Genomic DNA, 19671 nt, shown 5'->3' with positions numbered 1-19671 from the left:
TCACCCTGTTTGAGTTCGTGGTTTCGACAGGCTCAACCAGCGGAGTGTGTGCCGCGCCCGCATCCCGTTGTAAGGACATAGTTCGCTTGTAAGGACGTTCTCGCTCGCGGCGTCCTTGGAATCGAGCGAGGCGTGAGGCGGCCGGTGGTGGCGGCGGGAACGCGAAACGGGCGGGTGGCCGAAGCCACCCGCCCGTCTCGCACGCACGAACTAGTCGGTCTGCAGCAGGATTCCGTCCTGGATGGCGCGCTTGCGCAGCGCCACCTTGGTTCCGACGTCGAAGCCGGCGACGCGGTACTTCTCGCGGATGCGCTTGAGGTAGGACTTCGCCGTCTCCTCCGAGATGCCGAGCTGGAAGGCGACGGCCTTCACCGGCTCGCCGGCGCCGTAGAGTGCCATCACGCGGCGCTCCTGTGCGCTGAGACGCGGGGTGTCGCCACGGTTGCCGGAGGTGAGCGCGAGGTCGAGCTCCTCGGAGATGTACGACTCGCCCTTGTTCGCAGCGCGGATGGCCTCGACGATCATGTCGGCCTCCTCGGTCTTGACGAGGTAGCCGAGCGCACCGGCCGCGAGGGCCTCACGCACGACGGCCGGCTCGGAGTACGTGCTCATGAGCACCGTCTTCACGCCCGTCGTCTTCAACGTTGAAATCTTGAGCGACACCGGAATGTTGTCTTTGAGGTCGAGGTCGAGCAGTACGACGTCCACGGGGAACTGGGGGTGCGAGAGCAGCTCGGGCCAGGTTGTGGCCGCCACGACGAGGTTGATGTCATCCGCTGCGCCGCGAATCCATTCGGTGAGTGCGCCGAGCAGCATCTTGTGATCGTCGACGAGAGCCAGACGGATCTTATTGGCCGGGTTTCCCACTCATTCCTCCTTGTGCAGACGCACGTCGCGGTGCCCCCGATGCACTACGCATCCACCGGATTGTCGACCACGCATTCGATTTCCACGTGCAGGTCTCCCTTGCGCGTGTACTCCGAATGCGGGCCAACACTAGAGATAGCTTCCCACGTCGCGGGGTCTACTTTGCGCCGTGGCACACCCGTGGCGTGAAGAAAAATGGGAAACCGGATCTTTCGGTGCGATCCGGGCGTCACCGGGGCCCGCGGGCCGATCTCGATGTGCAACATGACGTCACGTCGTTCGGTGTCGCTGACCAGCAACCAGACGGCGATCAGCATCGCGTCGCGCTGCGCGGGCGAGAGCAGACCGGCCAGGCTGGCCGGGTCATCGATCGAGACGGCCGGGGCCAGGAACTCCGATTCGGTGATGGCGTTGTGCAGCCAGGTCTTCTTGCGACCCTCGACGAGGTGCAGCCGCAACTGGGTGGCCAGCTGCGAGGCGGCACTCGCGGCATCCGGATGCAGCGGAAGCGGCGTCCGCCCCTGTGCCACGTCGTCGAGCAGACGCTCGGCGTCGAAGTCGAGGCGCACGAGCTCTTCGGAGGCCAGCATCCCCACGGCCAGGCGCGGGGCGTCGACGGCGCTCTTGACGAGCACGAGGTCGAGTTCCAGCTGCACCATGCGTCGGAACGCGCGCACGACCGAGATCGCGATGAGGGGCAGCCAGACGGCGATCGCCATGGCGACGAGCTCTGGCGCCAGGGTCAGGATGTCGCTGCGCCCCTCGGCGATCGCCGCGAACAGCAGCACACCGCCGAGTGTCGCCGTAGCGGCCATCACCTCGCGGGTCTCCCGAACGCTGACGAGTGGGGTCATCATGACACCCGCGGCGACGGCGGCCGTGGGGTAGATGCTCTGATCGGCCAGCCCCCACACCGCGGAGAGGTCGAGGAGCACGGCAACGGCCATGCCGCCGAGGGTCACGGCGAACAGCCACCGCGGCATCGTGCCGCCGTGCATTCCAACGCCGGTGAAGGCGCCGGCCGCCGTGATGAGCAGCACGATCCAGGCCGCGAGCACGAGCAGCGGCGACGGATACTCGCTCCACTGCTCGCCGCTGCGCCAGAGCAGGAACAGCGACATCACGATGCTGCCGGCGATCATGCCGCCCGCGAGGTCGCGGCCGCCGAGACCGCGCTGGTTCGCCCGCGTCGTCGACACGGTGCGTTCCGCGCGACGGAAGGTGAGCGACGGGTCGCGCTGCTTGCGTTCTCGCCCCACGATCACGCCGAGGGTGTTCTCCTCGATGCCGCTGCTCGACTCAGTCGCCCCGCCGTGTCGCCGCTCGGATGCCGCGCGCCGCCTGCCGATCATCGTGCACCGTCCGATCGCAACTGCTCGTGGCCGAAGACCTCGTCGTTCTTGGGCACCTCGAGCACGACCGTCGTACCGGCGCCCGGAGAGGAGAACAGGCGCGCATTGCCGCCGACCTCGCGCAGGCGGCCGACAACGGACTCGGCGAAGCCGAGGCGTGCCGGGTCGACCTCGCCGAGGTTGAAGCCGACACCGGCGTCCGTGATCATGGCGCGGAGCGTGTGCTCGTCATCGGTGATGGTGACGTCGGCCTCGCTCACCTGGGCGTGCCTGCGCACATTCTCCAGGCACTCGCCGAGGGCACCGAGGAAGGCGTCGAGCACGTCGCTCGGCAGCAGCACCTGCCCGCTGCCGTGCCACTTGACGTCGAGCCCCATCCGGCCGAAGCGCTGCTTGACGGATTCGAGCGTGTTGCCGAGCGCCGACTCGGCGACGGGTTCGAGCGTGTACGCCCCCGAACGCTGCGGTGTCGGAACACCGCCGAGACGCAGCTGACGCAGCAGCTTGGCGTCATCCGCCGCCTGGTGGCGGAGGGCCTCTGCACTGACGCCGACGCCGGAGTGGGCGAGCAGGGTGAGGGTGGCCAGCACCGTGTCGTGGAGCAGGCGGGCGTCCTGCCTGCGCTGGGCCTCCGCCTCGCTGGCGAGGCGCTCAGCGTGGTGGGCCCGACCGATGCTGGCGATGCGCTGCATCACGCGCGGAACGCTCTGCGCGATCCACCAGCCGGCCGCACCGATCGCGAGCCAGGCCGCGATGGTGAGCAGGAGCGGAGTCGAGTCGGGGAAGGTGCGCGGGGCGGTGGAGACGGCGACGCTCGCGCAGGTGACGAGGAAGCCGAGGCCGAGCAGCACCAGCCTCGGCAGGCTCACCGTGGCCATCAGCGCGAGGGCGCCGAGCGTTCCGGCGCCGATCACAGAGATGGTCGCGACCGCGGCGATGCTGGGGTCGCGGTCAACGCCGACCATTCCGGATTCGCCCGGATCGATGCCGAGCAGAAGGATCGCGAAGTTGCCGGAGACGAGGCAGATCGCGCTCCAGAGGGGCGTTCCGCGCTCACCGATGAAGTAGTGCGCGATGGCCGTGATGGCCAACAGCGCCAGCGTCGCGGCCAGCGTCAGCACCGAGACGGCGCCGGGCAGCAGCACACAGACCGCCGCGAAAGCACAGGAACCGAGACCGGAGAATCGAACGGTCCTGCGCAGAAGACGGTCGCGCTCCTTCAGAATGCGCTGCATGGATCCTGCCGGTGATATGAACGAGTGGGGTACAGGCTCAGACTATCCTGCCGACTCTTCGCCGTGCAGCAGTCGCCGCAGCTCGGCCGCCACGATGTCGGTTTCGATCAGGAAGCCGTCGTGGCCATACTCGGAGACCAACTCGACCGGGACATCACCGTCGATGTTGCCGGCGATGCCCGCTGCGATCACGCGCTGCCCGTCGAGCGGGAACAGCCGGTCGCTGTCGATGCCGAGCACGAGGGTGCGCGCCGTCACGAGGCCGAGGGCGGCCGCGACACCACCGCGGCCACGGCCGATGTCGTGCGAGTTCATCGCCTCGACGAGCGTGATGTAGCTGTTGGCATCGAAGCGCCTGGTGAACTTGTTGCCGTGGAAGTCGAGGTAGGACTCGACGGCGAAGCGGCCGCCGGCGCCGAGCGGGCTGATCTCGCTCTGCCAGCTGCGCTCGAAACGTTCGTTGAGCTCGGCGTGGCTGCGGTAGTTGAGCATGGCCATCCGGCGGGCCAGGGCCAGACCCCTGGTGGGGCCCTCGCCGGCGACGGCGTCGTAGTAGTCGCCGCCCTGGAACAGCGGATCGGTGCGCACCGCCTCGATCTGCACCGAGTTCAGTGCGATCTGGTCGGCGGTCGTCACCGGGGGAGCGGCGAGCACGGCGAGCCGCTGCACCCGCTCCGGCCGACCGACGGCCCATTCGATGGCGTGCATGCCGCCCATCGACCCGCCGATGACGGCGGCCCAACGGTCGACGCCGAGCGCGTCGGACAGGGCGGCCTGGGCGGCGACCTGGTCGCGGATGGTGAGGAAGGGGAAGCGGGTTCCCCACTCGGTGCCGTCCGGCGCGAGCGAGGCCGGCCCCGTGGAGCCCTGGCATCCGCCGAGCATGTTGGGGGCGACGACGAACCACTGATCGGTGTCGATGGCCCTGCCGGGGCCGATGATGTCGCTCCACCAGCCGGGCGTCGCGTGTGCCGGGCCGGCGTCGCCGATGACGTGGCTGTCGCCGGTGAGAGCGTGCAGGACGAGAACGGCGTTGTCGGCCGCGGCGTTGAGCTCGCCCCAGCTCTCGTAGGCGATGCGGGCGTATGGCAGCCGGCCGCCCGCCTCGAAGTGCCGCTCGCCGATGCCGACGAAGCGGCGGTTGCCGACGGGGTCGCCCTCGCGCCATGCGCCCGTTGCCGGGGCCTTGCCGAGCAGCGTGCGCGCCTGGGCCTCTGTGATGAAGCTCGAGGGCGCGACATCCGCCGAAGTCTGCCAGTCCATGCCTCAATTGTGCCGTGCATATGGGGGACTACAGGGTTTGTTACAGCCGCGCCGCGAAACCGCGCGGCGCCCCGTTGATTGAGCCTGTCGAAATCCGTTCGCGGGGTTTCGACAAGCTCAACCAGCGGGACCGGCAAGCTCAACCAGCGGGACCGGCAAGCTCAACCAGCGGGACCGGCAAGCTCAACCAGCGGGACCGGCAAGCTCAACCAGCGGGACCGACAAGCTCAACCAGCGGGACCGACAAGCCCAACCAACGGGACTGACAAGCTCAACCAACGGGACTGGCGACAGGCTCAACCAACGGAGATGGAAACAGCGCTGCCCCGACCGGAGTACCGGTCGGGGCAGCGTGAGGGTGCTGTGCTGCTTACGCGTTCGCGTTCGCGGCGTCGGTGACGGCGCGGGCCGCGGCGAAGCCGGTCTCGAGGTCGGCCAGGATGTCGGCGACGTTCTCGATGCCGAGGGAGAGGCGCACGAGGCCGGGGGTGACACCGGCTGTGAGCTGCTGCTCAGGGGAGAGCTGCGAGTGCGTCGTCGATGCCGGGTGGATCACGAGCGAGCGAACGTCGCCGATGTTGGCGAGGTGGCTGAACAGGCTCAGGTTGTCCACGAGTGCACGGCCGGCCTCGACGCCGCCCTTGAGCTCGAAGGAGAGCACGGCGCCGACACCCTTGGGGGCGTACTTGTTGGCGGCGGCGTACCACGGGCTGGAGGGCAGGCCCGAGTAGTTGACCGAGGCGACATCCGGGTGGTTGTCGAGCCACTCGGCGACGTCCTGGGCGTTCTGCACGTGGCGCTCGATGCGCAGCGAGAGGGTCTCGATGCCCTGGATGAGCTGCCAGGCGCTCGCCGGGGCGATCGCGGCACCGAGGTCGCGCAGCAGCTGCACGCGGGCCTTGATGATGTAGGCGAGGCCATCGCCGACCGCTGCCGTGTAGCTGGCGCCGTGGTAGCTGGGGTCCGGCAGCGTGAGGCCGGGGAACTTCTCGACGTTCTTGGACCACTCGAAGGTACCGCCGTCGACGATGATGCCGCCGATCACGGTGCCGTGGCCGCCGAGGAACTTCGTGGCCGAGTGAATGATGATGTCCGCACCGTGCTGGAACGGCTGGATCAGGTACGGGGTGGCGATCGTGTTGTCCACGATCAGCGGGACGCCGCTCTGGTGCGCGACGTCGGCGACGAGCGCGATGTCGAGGATGTTGATCTTCGGGTTGCCGATGGTCTCGGCGAAGAACAGCTTGGTGTTCGGGCGTGCCGCGCGGCGCCACTCCTCCGCGTCGTCCTGGTTCTCGACGAAGGTCGTCTCGATGCCGAGCTTGGCCAGCGTGTACTTGAACAGGTTGTACGTTCCGCCGTAGATCGAGCTCGACGAGACGATGTGGTCGCCGGCCTGGGCGACGTTCAGCACCGCGATCGTCGCGGCGGACTGGCCGGAGGAGAGCAGCAGCGCGCCGGTTCCGCCTTCGAGGGCGGTGACGCGCTGCTCGACGACATCCTGAGTCGGGTTCTGGATGCGGGTGTAGATGTTGCCGAACTCGGCCAGCGCGAAGAGGTTCTTGGCGTGGTCGGAGTTGTTGAAGACGTAGGAGGTGGTCTGGTAGATCGGTGTCGCGCGGGCGTTGGTCACCGGGTCGGGGCGTGCGCCGGAGTGGACCTGCTTGGTTTCGAACTTCCAGCGTGCGGTGTTGTCGCTCATGAGGGTGGGTTCTCCTTAGAGCGTCTGGACCGTCCACCGCTCGAGAGTGAGCCTATGGGCTCCGCCGAGCGGTGCCAATACACCCCGAAACGCGTCGTAACACTGCAAATCCGGGTGTAGTTCCTGCGATGGGAATGCGGTGGGTCCGCGCCTTCTAGCGCGGTGTGTCCCGTGGCAGCACGATCGTTCCGGTGGCGGTGCTGTCCTCCCTGCGGAACAACCACTCGGCGCGCGGCTCGACGAGTGGGCGGAACACCCGCCGGATGAACGGCATCGACAGCACGATCGACACCGCGATGCAGAACACGATGACGGCCGGCAACACCCACCACGGCTGCGGGCCGGCCAAGACGCCGCCCTCCCTGATCGGAAACAGCAGGAAGGTGTGCAGCAGGTAGATGTACATCGTCGCGGCGCCCAGGCCCGTGAACCAGGTCGTGCGGCGCGGCATCAACATGAGGAACGCGATCACCAGGGCGAAGGCGATCAGCATGACGGCGAGGCGGATGCCGCCGGCCCACCACTCGGGGTAGCCGATGCTCGTGTACGACTCGTCGTAGAGCAGGAAGCGTCGGAGCTTCATGTCGCGCCACGCGTCGATGCCGAGCGTGACAGAGACCGCGAGGGCCGCGAACAGGGCGATCGCCACAGCCCGCCAGCGCCAGATGACGGATGGACTCATGCTCAGCCAGCGCCCGGTGACCTGCCACTGTCGCAGGCTCCAGCCGAACACGAAGAACGGGAGGAAACCGAGGGTGCGGGAGAGGGCGAACAAGGAGTCGATGTTGGCGAAGTAGCCTGCGCCGATCGAGAGGGCGATCGAGATGAGCAACGGCCAGCGCAGCAGCACGATGTACGGCAGCACGATGCGCCAGACGGCGAGGGCGAGCAGGAACCAGAGCGTCCAGCTCGCGCTGGAGTAGTCCAGCCAGAACTCGCCGCCGCTCACCCAGCGGACCACGGTCCAGATCGTCTCGAAGATCAGATACGGCAACAGGATGTCGGTGAAGACGCGCTTCATCTGCCGCCCGTTCGGCGTGCCCGACTTGGCGAAGTAGCCGCTCACCGTCACGAAGACACCGACGTGGAAGGCGTAGATGAAGAGGTACGTCGAGTAGGCGGCATCCGATTCGCTGATCAGCTTGAGGATGCCGTGGCCGACCACCATGAGGGTGATGGCGATCCACCGCGCGTTGTCCCAGAGGGGCACGCGACGCTTGGCTTTGCTGGCGGCGAGAGAAGTCATCGTGAACCATTCTGCCCCGCGGGCGGCGTCGGCCGCTCGGTTTGCATGCGCGACCCCGGCACCCGGCACAATGGAGCCATGAGTGAGACGGGTGCGGTTGTGACGGATGCGGCAGTGACGGACGTGGTAGCGACGGGTGCGGGTGTGAAGCGCGCGGTTGTGACGGGCGCGAGTTCCGGGATCGGCGCGGCGACGGTGCGCCGACTGCGCGCCGCCGGCTGGGACGTCGTCGGGGTCGCCCGCCGCGCGGAGCGTCTGGCGGCGCTCGCCGCAGAGACCGGTGCGAGTGTCTTCGTCGCCGATCTCACCCAGCAGGCCGACGTCGACGCCCTCGCCGCCCACTTGGCCGCGACGGGGCCGCTGCATGCCGTTGTGAACAACGCGGGTGGAGCCAAGGGTCTGGCCAGCGTCGAGGGTTCGGATGCCGACGACTGGCAGTGGATGTTCGAGATCAACGTGGTCGCCGTCAAGCGCGTCATCACGGCCCTGCTGCCGCAGCTGCGCGCCAGCGTGCTGGCCGACGGCGGCTGTGCCGACATCCTCAACGTCACCTCGATCGCCGGGCACGTCGCCTACGCCGGCGGCGGCGGATACAACGCAGCAAAGTTCGCCGCGCACGCGATGACGGCGGTGCTGCGGCTCGAGCTGAACGGCGAGCCGATCCGCGTGATCGAGGTCGCGCCCGGCATGGTGCACACCGAGGAGTTCTCGCTCGTGCGCTTCGGCGGCGACCAGGCCAGGGCCGATGCCGTCTACGCCGAGGTGCCGGATCCGCTCGTGGCCGACGACGTCGCCGACGCGATCGTGCACGCGCTCACCCGGCCGGCGCACGTGGACCTCGACCTGATCGTGATCAAGCCGGTCGCACAGTCCGCCCCGCACCTCGTCGCGAAGGGCGCACTCGCACCGCGCAACGCGTAGCGTTGCGAAAGGCGGCAGCCCTCGCGCAGGCAGCCTCAGGAACCCCAGCCGATACTCGGCGGTTTCCTCGTCCCGTTTACTCGGGCACGGCGGCGACCGCGGCCAGCTCATCGGCGACGGTCGTGTCGGCGAATGCGAGCTTCGGCACGAAGAACAGCAGCACGGCCGCGGCCAGGGCTCCGAGACCGCATACCGCCCAGACGACCATGTAGCCGGCGAGGCTCGCGGCCGTCGAGGTGACCGCGGAGGCGGCTCCGGCCAGCAGCACGACACCGAAGAGGGCGGACGCGAACGAGCCACCGATCGTCTTCGTCGTGTTCGTGAGGCCCGAGGCAACACCGGTCTGCCCGCGCGGGGCGGCGGCGGCCGCAGCGGCGGGCAGCGCTCCGACGAGCGCGCCGGAACCGAGGCCGGCGATGAACATGTTCATGAAGACCTGCCACGCCTCGAGGTGGAACGGGATGAAGAGCAGGTAGCCGATCGAGACCAGGAACGCGGCTGCGATGAGTGCGACCCGCGGGCTCAGCCGCTTGGACACGATCGGGAACAGCAGGGCACCGACGATCATCGAGATCAGGTACGTGCCGATGAGCGTCGAGATGTCGGAGGCATCCAAGCCCAGGCCGTAGCCGTTGGCCGTGTCGGTTCCGGCGTAGGTGGCGAGAGGTGCCTGGGCGCCGAGCAGGCTGATGCCGATGAGACCGGCCGTCAGCTGCACCGGCCACATGTTCGGCTGGCGCAGCACCCGCAGATCGATCGCGGGGTCGGCCTGCCTGAGCTCCCACTTGCCGAACGGCCAGAAGCTCAGCAGTCCGATGGCGATGAGCGCCCACACCCACCACGTCTCCGGCCCGTTGATGCGCATGAAGGTGAGTCCGGAGGTGATCAGCAGCAGGCCGATGGTGAGCAGGCTGAAGCCGACGACATCGAGCGAGCGCTTCTCTGTGCCCGGCTCGGACTCCGGCACGCCGAAGAGGATCGCGAAGAAGACGAGCGTGACGGCGATCGCCGGCACGAACAGGGTGAGTGTGACGTTCTCGCCGAGGGCGGCGAAGACACGACCAGCGCTCAGGGCACCGATGATCGCGCCGGCCTCGAGCGCGACGACGAGCAGCCCGGCCGCGCGCCTCGTCTGCGACGGACCGTGGCCGCTGCGGCGGCCGCGGTCGAAGATCAGCGCCACCTCGAGCGGCAGCCAGACCACGTAGAAGCCCTGCAGCGCCCAGGCGGCGAGGAAGCTCCAGAAGTCACCGGCGAAGGCGAGCCACCAGCTCGCTCCCGCGGTGAGCACGGTGGTGGCGAGCAGGATCCGCTTGTGCCCGAACATGTCGCCGAGCTTGGCGAGGAACGGAACGACGAGGGCGGAGAGCAGCAGCTGCGAGGCCTCGAACCAGTTGAAGTCGGCGTCGTGGATGCCGAGGTGGTCGACGAGATCGGGGATCAGGGGGACGTAGTAGCCCTGCAGGATGCCGCTCGTGATCTCGACGAGGAACAGCCAGCCGACGATGGCCGCGGTCACCCCCGCAACGTTCCGTGCGCCACGCTGCGCAGTGGGTGCTGAAGTCATCCTCGGATGCTACAGCCTGCGGCATCCGCAATTCGTTCACTGCGTGCGGCAGTCGGGCAGAGTGCGATTACCCTTACTTCATGGCATTTGACGCAGACGACTCCGCAGCAGGCAACGAGACCATCGAGAAGGAGATTCTCGAGTGGTCGGAATTCGCGGACGCCTCGCGCGATCTGGCGCGGGAAGTGCTGGAGAGCGGCTTCGTCCCCGAGGTCGTCATCGCCGTCGCCCGCGGCGGACTCCTGCTGGCCGGCGCCATCTCCTACGCACTCGGCACCAAGAACTGCGGTTCGATCAACGTCGAGTTCTACACGGGCGTCAATGAGCGCCTGCCCGAGCCGCAGCTGGCCGCGCCGATGCTCGACGCGCCCGCCCTCGCCGGCAAGCGCGTGCTGCTCGTCGACGACGTCTCCGACTCCGGCCACACCCTGGTGAAGGTGCTCGGAATCCTCGCCGAGAACGGCGCAGAGGTGCGCACCGCGACGCTCTACACGAAGCCGCACACGGTGCTCGAGCCCAACTTCTACTACCGCAAGACGGCCGGCTGGATCGTCTTCCCGTGGTCGGCGCTGCCGCCCGTCGCGGTCTAGCCTGCACGGCCGCGTCGTGACGGACCCCGGCACCGACCCCGGCCGCGAAGCGGTGTCCGAGCACACCGTGTTCGATCGTTCCGGCGTCCACCCCGGCTGGGCGAGCGCGCTCGCCGCGGTGGAGGCCGAGCTGGCCGGGCTCGAGCGCTTCATCGCGGACGAGCCTGGCTTTCTACCGGCCCCGGATGCCGTGCTGCGCGCGCTCCGGGTCGACCCGGCAGCCGTGCGCGTGCTCATCGTCGGCCAGGATCCGTACCCGACGCCCGGCCACTCGATGGGGCTCGCGTTCTCGGTCGCGCCGCACGTGCGACCGTTGCCGCGCAGCCTCGCCAACATCTACACCGAACTGCGCGACGACCTCGGGATCGCGACGCCGACGCACGGCGACCTGAGCGCGTGGGCGGATCAGGGCGTGCTGCTGTTGAACCGCGTGCTCACGGTGCGGCCGGGCGCCGCCGGCTCGCACCGAAGGCGCGGCTGGGAAGCCGTGACGGAGGAGCTGATCCGCTTCATCGTCGCGCGCGATCCGGCGCAGCCGCTCGTGGTGATCCTCTGGGGCAACGACGCGCAATCGCTCCTGCCGCTGCTCGACGGCGCGAGCGTGATCTCCTCCGCGCACCCGAGCCCGCTGTCGGCCAGGCGCGGCTTCTTCGGATCCCGGCCGTTCAGCCGTGCCAACGCCGCGCTCGTCGAGCAGGGCGCGCCACCCGTCGACTGGTCGCTCGGAGCGGTGGAGGAGCCGCATCCGACGCTCGAAATGCTCTGGTAACAGCGCCGGGTTAATCTGGAACCATGCTCGAAGAGGAATACCAGCCGCGGCGCACGCTGCCCAGGCACCTGCAGAAGACGGAGGCGCCGGAGGCGCCGTTTGAGTACTCGCTGCGCGAGACGACCGCGGCCGATCTGCCGCACATCCGCGAGATCTACAACTACTACGTCGCCAACTCGACGGTGACCTTCGACGAGGACGCCATGACGCTGGCGGAGTGGCGCGACAAGTTCGAGTACCTCGCCAAGCTCGAGATGCCGTTCATCGTCGCGATCTCGCCGAGCGGCCAGATCCTCGGCTACGCCCTCGTCACGCCGTGGAAGCAGAAGCGCGCGTACCGCTTCACCGTGGAGAATTCGATCTATCTCGGGCCGGCGGCAACGGGCAAGGGGCTCGGGCGCGTGCTGCTGGCCGAGCTCATCACCCGCTCGAAGCAGGCGGGGCTCAAGGAGATGATCGCCGTGATCGCCGATCAGGGCGCCGACGCGTCGCTCGCCCTGCACCAGCAGTTCGGCTTCCACGAGATCGGCCGCATGGGCCGGGTCGGCTTCAAGTTCGAGCGCTGGCTCGGCATCGTGATGCTGCAGCTCTCGCTCAAGTAGCCGCGCAATCCACTGAGAGCGGTCAAATGGCCGCTTTGTGGCGCTCACAACGGCCATTTGACCGCTCTCAACGGAACGTGCGGGCGGGGCTAGCGGCGCCGACCTGGCGTCGTGTTGCGGCCGAGCACGGTGAGTAGCGAGCGTTGCGGCACCAGACGCACGCCGCGCGCGGCGAGGGCGTTCGCCACTCCGCTGACGACGCGGGGCGGAGTTGAGCGCGCATCGAGCGCGCGGAACGTGGTCGCGATCACCTGGGTCGCGCTCTGCGGGTTGCCGAAGAAGACCTCTTCGTTCTCTGCGACCGTCTTGAACTCCGTCGCCGTGGGGCCGGGGCAGAGCGCGAGCACCTTGAGCCCGTTGCCCTTCGCCTCGTACCAGAGGCCCTCCGTGAAGCTCAGCACATACGACTTCGTCGCCCCGTACACCGACATGAATGGCACCGGCTGGAACGCGGCGGTGCTCGCCACGTTGATCAGTGCACCGGTGGCCGGCGCGCTGCGGCCGTGCGCGATGAGCTCCGGCCACAACGCGCGTGTCAGCTCGGTGAGTGCGAGCACGTTCAGCGTCACCTCCTGGCGCACCCGCTCGGCGTCGAGCGCGCCGAAGTGGCCGTAGCTGCCGAACCCGGCATTGTTCACGAGGCTCGCCACGCGGATGCCGCGCTGCTCCAGCTCCGCGACGAGCACGGCCACCGCGCCGGGCGCCGTGAGGTCGAGCGGAATCACGGTCGACACCGTGCCGAAACGTTCGGCCAGGTCGACGGCCAGCGCCTCCAGCCGGTCCTGCCGGCGGGCCACGAGCACGAGGTCGGCGCCGCGAGCCGCGAACTCGCGCGCGAACTCCGCGCCGAGACCACTGCTCGCCCCGGTGATCAGAACGGTCGTGCCGATGGGGTTGAAGACGAAACGAGACATGGTTTCAGGCTAGACCCGATGCCCGCTGCGCGGGCAGCCGAATCGTGGGGCCGCTCGCGAGCCGCCGGCGGCGATGTCACAGGCCATTGCTAGGGTGACGCCATGCGATGGCGTGCGGACGAGGTGGGTGGTGCACGAGCTGTTCCTCCCTCTCCGGGGCTACCCCGGGGCACGCAGACCGAGATGAGACAAACACCGTCGGCACCACGCTGCGCTCCGCGCAGCTCCGTGCCGACACCGATCGACGAGTCGTCCGCACGCTGTCGCGCCCTTCTTCTGTCGAGCCGCCTGTGACGGCGGATGCCGCGAAACGGCGGAGCCCGCATCCGAGTGTCGAGGCGCTCGCCCGCGCCATCGGCTACGGGCTGCTCGCGGCCGAGCACTGGGAGCGGCGCTCGCTGATCGCGGCCGCGAGCGACGTGCTCGGCGCGCGGCGCCGCTGGGTGCCCGGACTCGTCGACGAGGTGCTTGCCGTCTACCACCGGGCTCCGCTCGATTCCCCGCGCGAGCTGGCCGTCGTGGTCGCGCGGACCGTCGCATTCGGCGACGCCGTCGAACGCGCCGTCGAGCGCGGTGCGCCGATTCCGATCCGCCACTACCCGGTGACGCCGGCATCCGCCCGGCCGGGCACCCTGCCGGTGCCGCGCCTCGACACCCTCGCCGACCTCTCCGCGCTCCTCGGTCTGGACATCGGCGAACTCGAGTGGTTCGCCGACGCCCGGGGCTGGAATCGCCGCGCGCCGGAGCGGCTGCAGCACTACCGGCACGAGTGGCGCACTCGGCCGGGGCGCACACCGCGGCTGCTCGAGGTTCCCGAGCAGCGCATGCGCCGCGCGCAGCGCACCCTGCTCGACACGGTGATCGGTGTGCTGCCGGCGCACGACGCGGCGCACGGCTTCATGCCGGGGCGTGGGGTGATCAGCGGTGCGGAGGCGCACCTGGGCAGCGCCGTCGTGATCTCCCTCGACCTCGTCAGCTTCTTCAGCAGGGTTTCCGCCAGGCAGATCTACGCGGTGCTGCGCCGGGCGGGGCTGCCCGAAGTCGTCGCCCACCGCGTGACGGCGCTCTGCACACACGCCGTGCCGCCCGCGGTGTTGGCCGGCATGCCGCCGGGTGGAAGCCCCGAGGAGCGCTTCGCCCTCCGGCAGGCGCTCGCCCGGCCGCACCTGCCGCAGGGTGCGCCGAGCTCTCCGATGCTGGCGAATCTCGCGGTGCGCCGCCTCGATGCGCGGCTCAGCGGCTGGTCGGATGCCGCCGGCGCCCGCTACACGCGCTACGCCGACGACCTGAGTTTCAGCGGCGGAGCCGAGCTCTCCCGGCGGAGCGACGCATTCGTGCGCGGCGTCGCGCGCATCGTGGCCGCGGAGGGGCACGAACTCAATGAACGCAAGACCCGGGTGCGCCGGGCCGGTGAGCGGCAGAGCGTCACCGGGGTGGTCGTGAACGACCGGCTCAACCTGGCGCGCCGCGACGTGGATCAGCTGAAGGCCATCCTGCACAATTGCGCCGTGCACGGGCCGGAGAGCCAGAACCGTGCCGGGCACCCCGACTTCCGGGCGCATCTGGAGGGGCGGCTGAACTGGGTCGAGAGTCTCAATCCGGCGCGCGCAGCGCGGCTGCGGCGGGACTTCGAGCGCATCGCCTGGTGAAGCGGCGTCCGGCGCTCGCCGCGCTCGGTGCTCGGCGGTTCTTGGCCACGCAGGCCGCTGACCTGCTTGGCCGCGCTCCCACGCCGGCCGCGCTCTCCGACCGGCCGCGCAGAACCTAGGATCGAGGGATGCCCTCCGAGTCCTCCCCAACGCGCCCCGACCCTGCGCACCCCAACCCCGCGCAGCCCGCTCCGTCGACCCGCCCCGAGCGGCACACCGTGTTGCGTTCCTTCGCCGGGCACCTCGACGCCGATCCGGCCAGCGTCTTCGCCGCACTGCGTCAGCGGATGCAGGGCGCACCGGGCGTCGCGGTCGATGCGGTCGCGCGCGAGATCGCGCAGCAGGGCGGCTGGTGGTATCGCGGGGAGTACCGGGTGATGGCGGAGCCGGCAGACCATGACGCCGCGGCTGGTCCCGCGGCCGGCGCCGCGGCATCCGGAACCCGGCTCGAATACGAGATCGTCAACGTCGCGCAGAGCTGGCACTGGGCAGGGCCGATCGCCGGGCGGAAGGTGCTCGCCGACGCGCCCTACGGCTTCCATGCGCTGCTGAGCGACATCGAGGCCGAACTGGATCCCGGCTCCGACGCCGAGCGCGAAGCGCCGGAGCAGCCGACGGACTAGTTCTTCGTCGTCGCCTTGCTGAGCACCGCGAAGCCGGCGAGGCCGGCCAGAATCGTCGGCACCAGCGACCAGGCCGCGAGGCCGATCGCTCCGCTCTCCGTCATCCAAGCCCCGATCGCGGCCCAGCTGTTCGTGTAGGTGATGAGCGCGAAGCCGCCGACGATGGCGACACCGCCGAGCACCCAGAACAGCACCATGCCGTTCACGCGCCAGCGCATATAGATCGTGGCGATGGCCGCGCCGACGAAGCAGCAGAACAACTGCAGCGTGAAGAACAGGAACCAGTAGGCGAGTGGGCTCGCGTCCGGCCCGAGCACGGTGAAGATGGTGCCGTTCAGCCACCAGCCGCCGCTCGCGACTTCGATCGCAGCCAACGCGGTGAGCACGACGGCGTTGGCCGCTCCGATCAGTGCGAAGGTGAGCGCGGTGCCGAGGTAGAAGTCGCGGCGGGTCACGCTGAAGCCCAGCGCGAACGGGAAGGTGAGGTTGATCGACATGATCGCCGCCACCATCAGGTAGATGAAGATCGAGCCGACGGCGCCGCTGGCGACGCCGATGCCGGTCACGCCGACCGAGCGCAGAATCATCCAGATTGCGAGGGTCATGGCGAACGCGGTGCCGAGGATGATCCACGGCAGCACGACGTAGGTCCAGCGGTTCACGAGGTGCAAGCGCACGACGTTCCAGATGCGGGTCATGGTGGGCGTCCTTACTCTGATGTCGTCTTCTGACATGCTCAGGCCGAGGCCTGGAACTCGTGGGCGGAGGTGTTGGTGGTGCGCACGATGAGCTGCTGTAGCGAAACGGGCAGCAGCTCGAGGCCGGATTCGGCGGCATCCGCGCGTTCGAAGGCGTTCAACTGGCCTTGAATGGTGACGGATGCCAGCCCGCCGATGCTCTCGCTGTGCAGCAGTTCGCGTCCGGCGGTGAAGCGGTCGACGGCGGCGCGGGTGCCCGCGACGGTGGTGGCCGAGCCGCGCAGGGTGTCGGCCTCCTCGTCGATGATGATGCGACCGTGGTCGATCACGAGCACATGCTCAAGCAGGTTGCTCACCTCGTCGATGAGGTGGGTGGAGAGGATGACGGTGCGCGGGTGCTCCGCGTAGTCGCTGAGCAGGCGGTCGTAGAAGATCTGCCTGGCGACGGCGTCGAGGCCGAGGTATGGCTCGTCGAAGAAGGTGAGCGGGGCACGCGAGGCGAGACCGACGATCACGCCGACGGCCGAGAGCTGACCGCGGGAGAGCTTCTTCATCGCGCGGTTCACGGGGACGGCGAACTCCTCGATCAACTGCTCCGCGAAGGCGGCATCCCAGTTCTTGAAGAACCACGGCGCGCTGCGGAAGACGTGCTTGGCGCGGAACTCGTCCGGGTACTTCTGGCTCTCCTTGATGAAGCAGATGTTCTCGAGAACGGCGGCGTTCTCGACGGGGCTGGCCCCGAACACGTCGATCGTGCCCGAGGTGGCGAAGTCCTGACCGGTGAGCAGCTGCATCAGCGTGGTCTTGCCCGCGCCGTTGCGGCCGAGCAGGCCGTAGATCGTGTTCTCGCGCACCGTGAAGCTCGCGTCGTCGACAGCGGTGACCTGGCCGAAGCGCTTGCTGAGGTTGGCGACCGAGACGACGTTGCTCGTTGTCATGGTGTTCATGAGTGTGTTTCCTTCGGCTGTGCGTGTGTCGGCTCTGCGTGGATGGGTTGTGCGTGTGTCGGGGTGTCTGCGGCCAGTGATGCGTGCACCCGTTGCGGTGCGGCGCGCTGCCGCGCCGCGCTCGGGGAGTCGACACTGGCCCCGGATGCCAGAAAGGCCGCCTCCTCGAGAAGCAGCTCGCCGAGCCGGGCGGGGGAGATGTCGAGCTTGGACGCCTCGGCCAAGAGGGGGCGCAGGTACTCGATGCTGAAGCGCGCTCGCCGCTTGTCGATCAGGCGCTCGCGGGCGCCGCTCGCAACGAACATTCCGATTCCGCGCTTCTTGTAGAGGATGCCGTCGTCCACGAGCAGGTTCACGCCCTTGCCGGCGGTTGCTGGGTTGATCCGATAAAACGCTGCGAACTCGTTCGTCGACGGCACCTGGCTCTCCTCGGGCAGCTCGCCGGCAATGATGTCGTCCTCGACGCGCTCGGCGATCTGCACGAAGATCGGCCGATCGTCGCTGATCACCGCACGCCTCGCATGGCGCTCGGCTTCGTCGGTTCATTACTCATGTAACTAACCAACCGCCTCGCCCGCCGTTTGTCAAGTGCTCCCTTCCAGCCGTGCCCCCGCTGGTGAGCCTGTCGAAACCCCGGTGGTTGGGCTTGTCGATACCCGGCCGAAACCGCTCCATTTCCGTTGGTCGAGTAGGCCCGCCAGGGCCGTATCGAGACCCCAAGCGGGCACCTCTCCTCCACAGGCGCGAATCCCCGGAAACTTATCCACATCAGGCCTTTTTCCTAGGTGAACCTGCCTTGCCGGGGTAAAATTGGACCCATGGGAACCCCAACGGAGACACTCGCAGAAGCACAGCAACTGCTGCTCTCCGCCCTCGCCGATTCCGACGCACGTTTGTTCCACCCCGACGCCCTGTTGGAGTTCACTGCCTCCGCCGAAGCCGTCGGCCGCCTCGCCGACGCCCTCCGCATCCGGGCCGCCGGCGAGGTCGCGTTCCACTCCCGGCCCGAGCTCGGTGAGGACCGCCTCTCGGCGAAGAAAGGCTGCCGGAACGGTGTCGAGCTCCTCGCCCGCATCACGCTGGCCTCCGAGCGCACCCTGACGCAGCGGATGCGTCTCGGCGAAGCCACCCGGTCCCGAATGGCGCTCAGCGGGGAGAGCATGCCGGCCCGCTTCGACCACGTCGCCGAGGCGCTCAGTACCGGGTCGATCGGCTACGACAGTGCGACCGCGATCATCGACACCCTTGAACCGATCCGCGGCCGGGTCGGCGACCTCAACGTCGAACACGCCGAGACGGCGCTCGTTGCCGCGGCGACCGGGCCGACGGTCGAGTCCCCGTTGCCGTTCGCCGCCGACGAGGTCCGCGGCCAAGCCCGGGTGTGGGAGAGCGTGCTCGATGAGGACGGCAGCATCCCGGCCGAAGAACGCGCCATGCAAGCACGCGGGATCAGCGCCGGGTTCACCCGGGACGGGGTCGTGCACCGCAAGATGACTCTGCTGCCAGAGATCGACGCGAAATTCGAAACCTTGATGAACGCGTATCTGAACCCGCGGAGCAAACCTTCTTTCGCGGACCCTGACCCGGAGGCGCCGAAGGACCCGCGCGCGACCGCGCAGGCCCGGCACGACGTCTTCGCCAGTCTGATCGATGGGGCGGCCCGCAGTGCGGACAGCCCGACGATCGGCGGGGCCGCACCGACCGTGCTCGTCTCGGTCCGACAAACCGACCTCACCAATGGCACCGGGTCCGGGTTCATTGAGGGCTGCGAGGCGCCGATCTCGATGCAGGCCGTGGAGCAGTTCATCTGCGCCGGCGGGCAACAACATGTGCTGATCGGCCCGGACGGCACCATCAACGCCATCGGCTCCCACGACCGCCTCTTCAACGCCACCCAGCGGCGGGCGATCAGCCTCCGCGATGGCGGCTGCATCATCCCGGGCTGTTCCATCCCCGCCGCCTGGAGTGAGATCCACCACGTCAAGGAGCACCACGCCGGCGGCGAAACCGAGACCTGCAACGGGGTGCTCCTGTGTTGGTTCCACCACCACACCATCGACACCAGCGGGTGGCAGATCATGATGATCAACGGTGTCCCGCATGTGAAACCGCCGCCCTGGCTCCGCGGCGGCCACTCCGACGCCGACACCCCCTGGCGCAGATCGACCAAGTCCCGCACCCAACAAGCCGACCTCCTGCAACTCAGTCAGCTGCTGGTCCAGTAGGCCGCCTGCGGCCGTATCGAGACCCGACGACCTGACCGATCCGGTCAGACGCTCAGGGCTTCGGTCGCTGGCGCTCCCTCAAGCCAGCGTGAATATGCACGTCGACCGAAGCCGCGGCGCGGGGACTCACGAGACTGAGCCTGCGGCGTGCATGTGCGCGTGCATATGTACGTCGACTGTGCTTGCGGCGGCACTCTGCACGATGGCTCGAGCGAGTGGCGCCGCGACGAAGGAGCAGCGACGCACGCGAAGCCCCGAGCGGATCCGCCGACACTGCGGCCGCGACCTTCAGGGCGACCCGATGCGGTGACACGCTCAGGGCTTCGGGGGCGGCCTCGTTCCTCGGCTGCTCCCTCAAGCCAGCGTGCGTGAGCGTCGACTAAGTCTGTGCGGCGGCACTCTGCACGATGGCTCGAGCGAGCGGCGCCGCGACGAAGGAGCAGCGACGCACGCGAAGCCCCGAGCGGATCCGCCGACACTGCGGCCGCGACCTTCAGGGCG

The 19671-nt window shown here is 68.7% G+C and carries 17 protein-coding genes and 1 pseudogene; 7 read left to right on the top strand and 11 right to left on the bottom strand.

The window, feature by feature from the left end:
- Positions 1-210: 210 nt before the first annotated feature.
- From ASC66_RS02190 to ASC66_RS02165, 6 genes are all read right to left on the bottom strand, one after another.
- Positions 211-867 (bottom strand): response regulator transcription factor, encoded by a 657-nt coding sequence (locus ASC66_RS02190; protein ID WP_286145574.1) that lies wholly within the window; start codon positions 865-867, stop codon positions 211-213.
- A gap of 44 nt (positions 868-911) precedes the next feature.
- Positions 912-2219 (bottom strand): hypothetical protein, encoded by a 1308-nt coding sequence (locus tag ASC66_RS02185; RefSeq protein ID WP_055834055.1) that lies wholly within the window; start codon positions 2217-2219, stop codon positions 912-914.
- Positions 2216-3454, bottom strand: coding sequence for a sensor histidine kinase (locus ASC66_RS02180; protein ID WP_055834052.1), 1239 nt, complete (start codon positions 3452-3454; stop codon positions 2216-2218). Before ASC66_RS02180 ends, ASC66_RS02185 begins: the two co-directional genes overlap by 4 nt.
- A gap of 42 nt (positions 3455-3496) precedes the next feature.
- Positions 3497-4717 (bottom strand): homoserine O-acetyltransferase MetX, encoded by a 1221-nt coding sequence (metX, locus tag ASC66_RS02175; RefSeq protein ID WP_055834051.1) that lies wholly within the window; start codon positions 4715-4717, stop codon positions 3497-3499.
- A 370-nt stretch (positions 4718-5087) separates the two neighbouring features.
- Positions 5088-6419 (bottom strand): bifunctional o-acetylhomoserine/o-acetylserine sulfhydrylase, encoded by a 1332-nt coding sequence (locus ASC66_RS02170; RefSeq protein ID WP_055834047.1) that lies wholly within the window; start codon positions 6417-6419, stop codon positions 5088-5090.
- A 154-nt stretch (positions 6420-6573) separates the two neighbouring features.
- A complete protein-coding gene (locus tag ASC66_RS02165) occupies positions 6574-7665 on the bottom strand; it encodes an acyltransferase family protein (protein ID WP_082491950.1) in 1092 nt (363 codons plus the stop codon).
- Between the two features lie 78 nt (positions 7666-7743).
- Between ASC66_RS02165 and ASC66_RS02160 the strand changes: the two genes are divergently transcribed.
- Positions 7744-8586 carry an SDR family oxidoreductase gene (locus ASC66_RS02160; protein WP_082491949.1) on the top strand — a complete coding sequence of 281 codons (843 nt, stop codon included), beginning with the start codon at positions 7744-7746 and terminating at the stop codon, positions 8584-8586.
- A gap of 76 nt (positions 8587-8662) precedes the next feature.
- Here the strand turns inward: ASC66_RS02160 and ASC66_RS02155 are convergent, their stop codons facing one another.
- Positions 8663-10153 carry an MFS transporter gene (locus ASC66_RS02155; protein ID WP_055834044.1) on the bottom strand — a complete coding sequence of 497 codons (1491 nt, stop codon included), beginning with the start codon at positions 10151-10153 and terminating at the stop codon, positions 8663-8665.
- Positions 10154-10233: 80 nt separating this feature from the next.
- Here ASC66_RS02155 and ASC66_RS02150 point away from each other — a divergent pair, with 80 nt between their 5' ends.
- Genes ASC66_RS02150 through ASC66_RS02140 form a run of 3 tightly spaced genes read left to right on the top strand, consistent with a single transcriptional unit; the run spans position 10234 to position 12114 of the window.
- Positions 10234-10743 (top strand): phosphoribosyltransferase, encoded by a 510-nt coding sequence (locus ASC66_RS02150; protein WP_055834042.1) that lies wholly within the window; start codon positions 10234-10236, stop codon positions 10741-10743.
- 52 nt (positions 10744-10795) lie between these two features.
- Entirely contained in the window at positions 10796-11512 is a 717-nt protein-coding gene (locus ASC66_RS02145; RefSeq protein WP_055836160.1) for a uracil-DNA glycosylase, read from the top strand.
- A gap of 23 nt (positions 11513-11535) precedes the next feature.
- A complete protein-coding gene (locus tag ASC66_RS02140) occupies positions 11536-12114 on the top strand; it encodes a GNAT family N-acetyltransferase (protein WP_055834039.1) in 579 nt (192 codons plus the stop codon).
- 89 nt (positions 12115-12203) lie between these two features.
- On the opposite strand, the gene ASC66_RS02135 is transcribed toward ASC66_RS02140, so the two are convergent.
- Positions 12204-13028 carry an SDR family NAD(P)-dependent oxidoreductase gene (locus tag ASC66_RS02135; protein ID WP_055834036.1) on the bottom strand — a complete coding sequence of 275 codons (825 nt, stop codon included), beginning with the start codon at positions 13026-13028 and terminating at the stop codon, positions 12204-12206.
- Between the two features lie 290 nt (positions 13029-13318).
- On the opposite strand from ASC66_RS02135, the gene ASC66_RS02130 reads away from it, so the two are divergent.
- The gene (locus ASC66_RS02130; protein ID WP_162243462.1) at positions 13319-14677 is read left to right on the top strand and encodes a reverse transcriptase family protein; all 1359 of its coding nucleotides are present in this window, start codon (positions 13319-13321) and stop codon (positions 14675-14677) included.
- 128 nt (positions 14678-14805) lie between these two features.
- Positions 14806-15300 (top strand): hypothetical protein, encoded by a 495-nt coding sequence (locus ASC66_RS02125; protein WP_157509602.1) that lies wholly within the window; start codon positions 14806-14808, stop codon positions 15298-15300.
- On the opposite strand, the gene ASC66_RS02120 is transcribed toward ASC66_RS02125, so the two are convergent.
- The 3 genes and pseudogenes from ASC66_RS02120 to ASC66_RS02110 all read right to left on the bottom strand — a co-directional run.
- Positions 15297-15998, bottom strand: coding sequence for a hypothetical protein (locus ASC66_RS02120; RefSeq protein WP_082491947.1), 702 nt, complete (start codon positions 15996-15998; stop codon positions 15297-15299). The genes ASC66_RS02125 and ASC66_RS02120 overlap by 4 nt on opposite strands.
- Positions 15999-16036: 38 nt before the next feature.
- Positions 16037-16936 (bottom strand): ABC transporter ATP-binding protein, encoded by a 900-nt coding sequence (locus ASC66_RS02115; RefSeq protein ID WP_055836155.1) that lies wholly within the window; start codon positions 16934-16936, stop codon positions 16037-16039.
- 167 nt (positions 16937-17103) lie between these two features.
- Positions 17104-17454: pseudogene (locus tag ASC66_RS02110) on the bottom strand (GntR family transcriptional regulator); the annotation flags it as partial.
- Between the two features lie 309 nt (positions 17455-17763).
- Between ASC66_RS02110 and ASC66_RS02105 the strand changes: the two are divergent.
- Positions 17764-19170, top strand: a complete 1407-nt coding sequence (locus ASC66_RS02105) for an HNH endonuclease signature motif containing protein (RefSeq protein WP_055834029.1) — start codon at positions 17764-17766, stop codon at positions 19168-19170.
- Positions 19171-19671: the final 501 nt, after the last annotated feature.

The organism is Leifsonia sp. Root4, from assembly GCF_001425085.1.
Lineage (GTDB): Bacteria > Actinomycetota > Actinomycetes > Actinomycetales > Microbacteriaceae > Microterricola.
Note: the sequence above shows the minus strand (reverse complement) of the source record. Positions and strands in the feature narration are given on the sequence as shown.

Excerpts from the sequence above, each read along its gene's own strand:
- ASC66_RS02185 (WP_055834055.1), bottom strand. The coding sequence starts at position 2,219 with ATGATCGGCAGGCGGCGCGCGGCATCCGAGCGGCGACACGGCGGGGCG.
- ASC66_RS02180 (WP_055834052.1), bottom strand. The coding sequence starts at position 3,454 with ATGCAGCGCATTCTGAAGGAGCGCGACCGTCTTCTGCGCAGGACCGTT.
- metX (WP_055834051.1), bottom strand. The coding sequence starts at position 4,717 with ATGGACTGGCAGACTTCGGCGGATGTCGCGCCCTCGAGCTTCATCACA.
- ASC66_RS02170 (WP_055834047.1), bottom strand. The coding sequence starts at position 6,419 with ATGAGCGACAACACCGCACGCTGGAAGTTCGAAACCAAGCAGGTCCAC.
- ASC66_RS02165 (WP_082491950.1), bottom strand. The coding sequence starts at position 7,665 with ATGACTTCTCTCGCCGCCAGCAAAGCCAAGCGTCGCGTGCCCCTCTGG.
- ASC66_RS02160 (WP_082491949.1), top strand. The coding sequence starts at position 7,744 with ATGAGTGAGACGGGTGCGGTTGTGACGGATGCGGCAGTGACGGACGTG.
- ASC66_RS02155 (WP_055834044.1), bottom strand. The coding sequence starts at position 10,153 with ATGACTTCAGCACCCACTGCGCAGCGTGGCGCACGGAACGTTGCGGGG.
- ASC66_RS02150 (WP_055834042.1), top strand. The coding sequence starts at position 10,234 with ATGGCATTTGACGCAGACGACTCCGCAGCAGGCAACGAGACCATCGAG.
- ASC66_RS02140 (WP_055834039.1), top strand. The coding sequence starts at position 11,536 with ATGCTCGAAGAGGAATACCAGCCGCGGCGCACGCTGCCCAGGCACCTG.
- ASC66_RS02135 (WP_055834036.1), bottom strand. The coding sequence starts at position 13,028 with ATGTCTCGTTTCGTCTTCAACCCCATCGGCACGACCGTTCTGATCACC.
- ASC66_RS02125 (WP_157509602.1), top strand. The coding sequence starts at position 14,806 with ATGCCCTCCGAGTCCTCCCCAACGCGCCCCGACCCTGCGCACCCCAAC.
- ASC66_RS02120 (WP_082491947.1), bottom strand. The coding sequence starts at position 15,998 with ATGACCCGCATCTGGAACGTCGTGCGCTTGCACCTCGTGAACCGCTGG.
- ASC66_RS02115 (WP_055836155.1), bottom strand. The coding sequence starts at position 16,936 with ATGACAACGAGCAACGTCGTCTCGGTCGCCAACCTCAGCAAGCGCTTC.
- ASC66_RS02105 (WP_055834029.1), top strand. The coding sequence starts at position 17,764 with ATGGGAACCCCAACGGAGACACTCGCAGAAGCACAGCAACTGCTGCTC.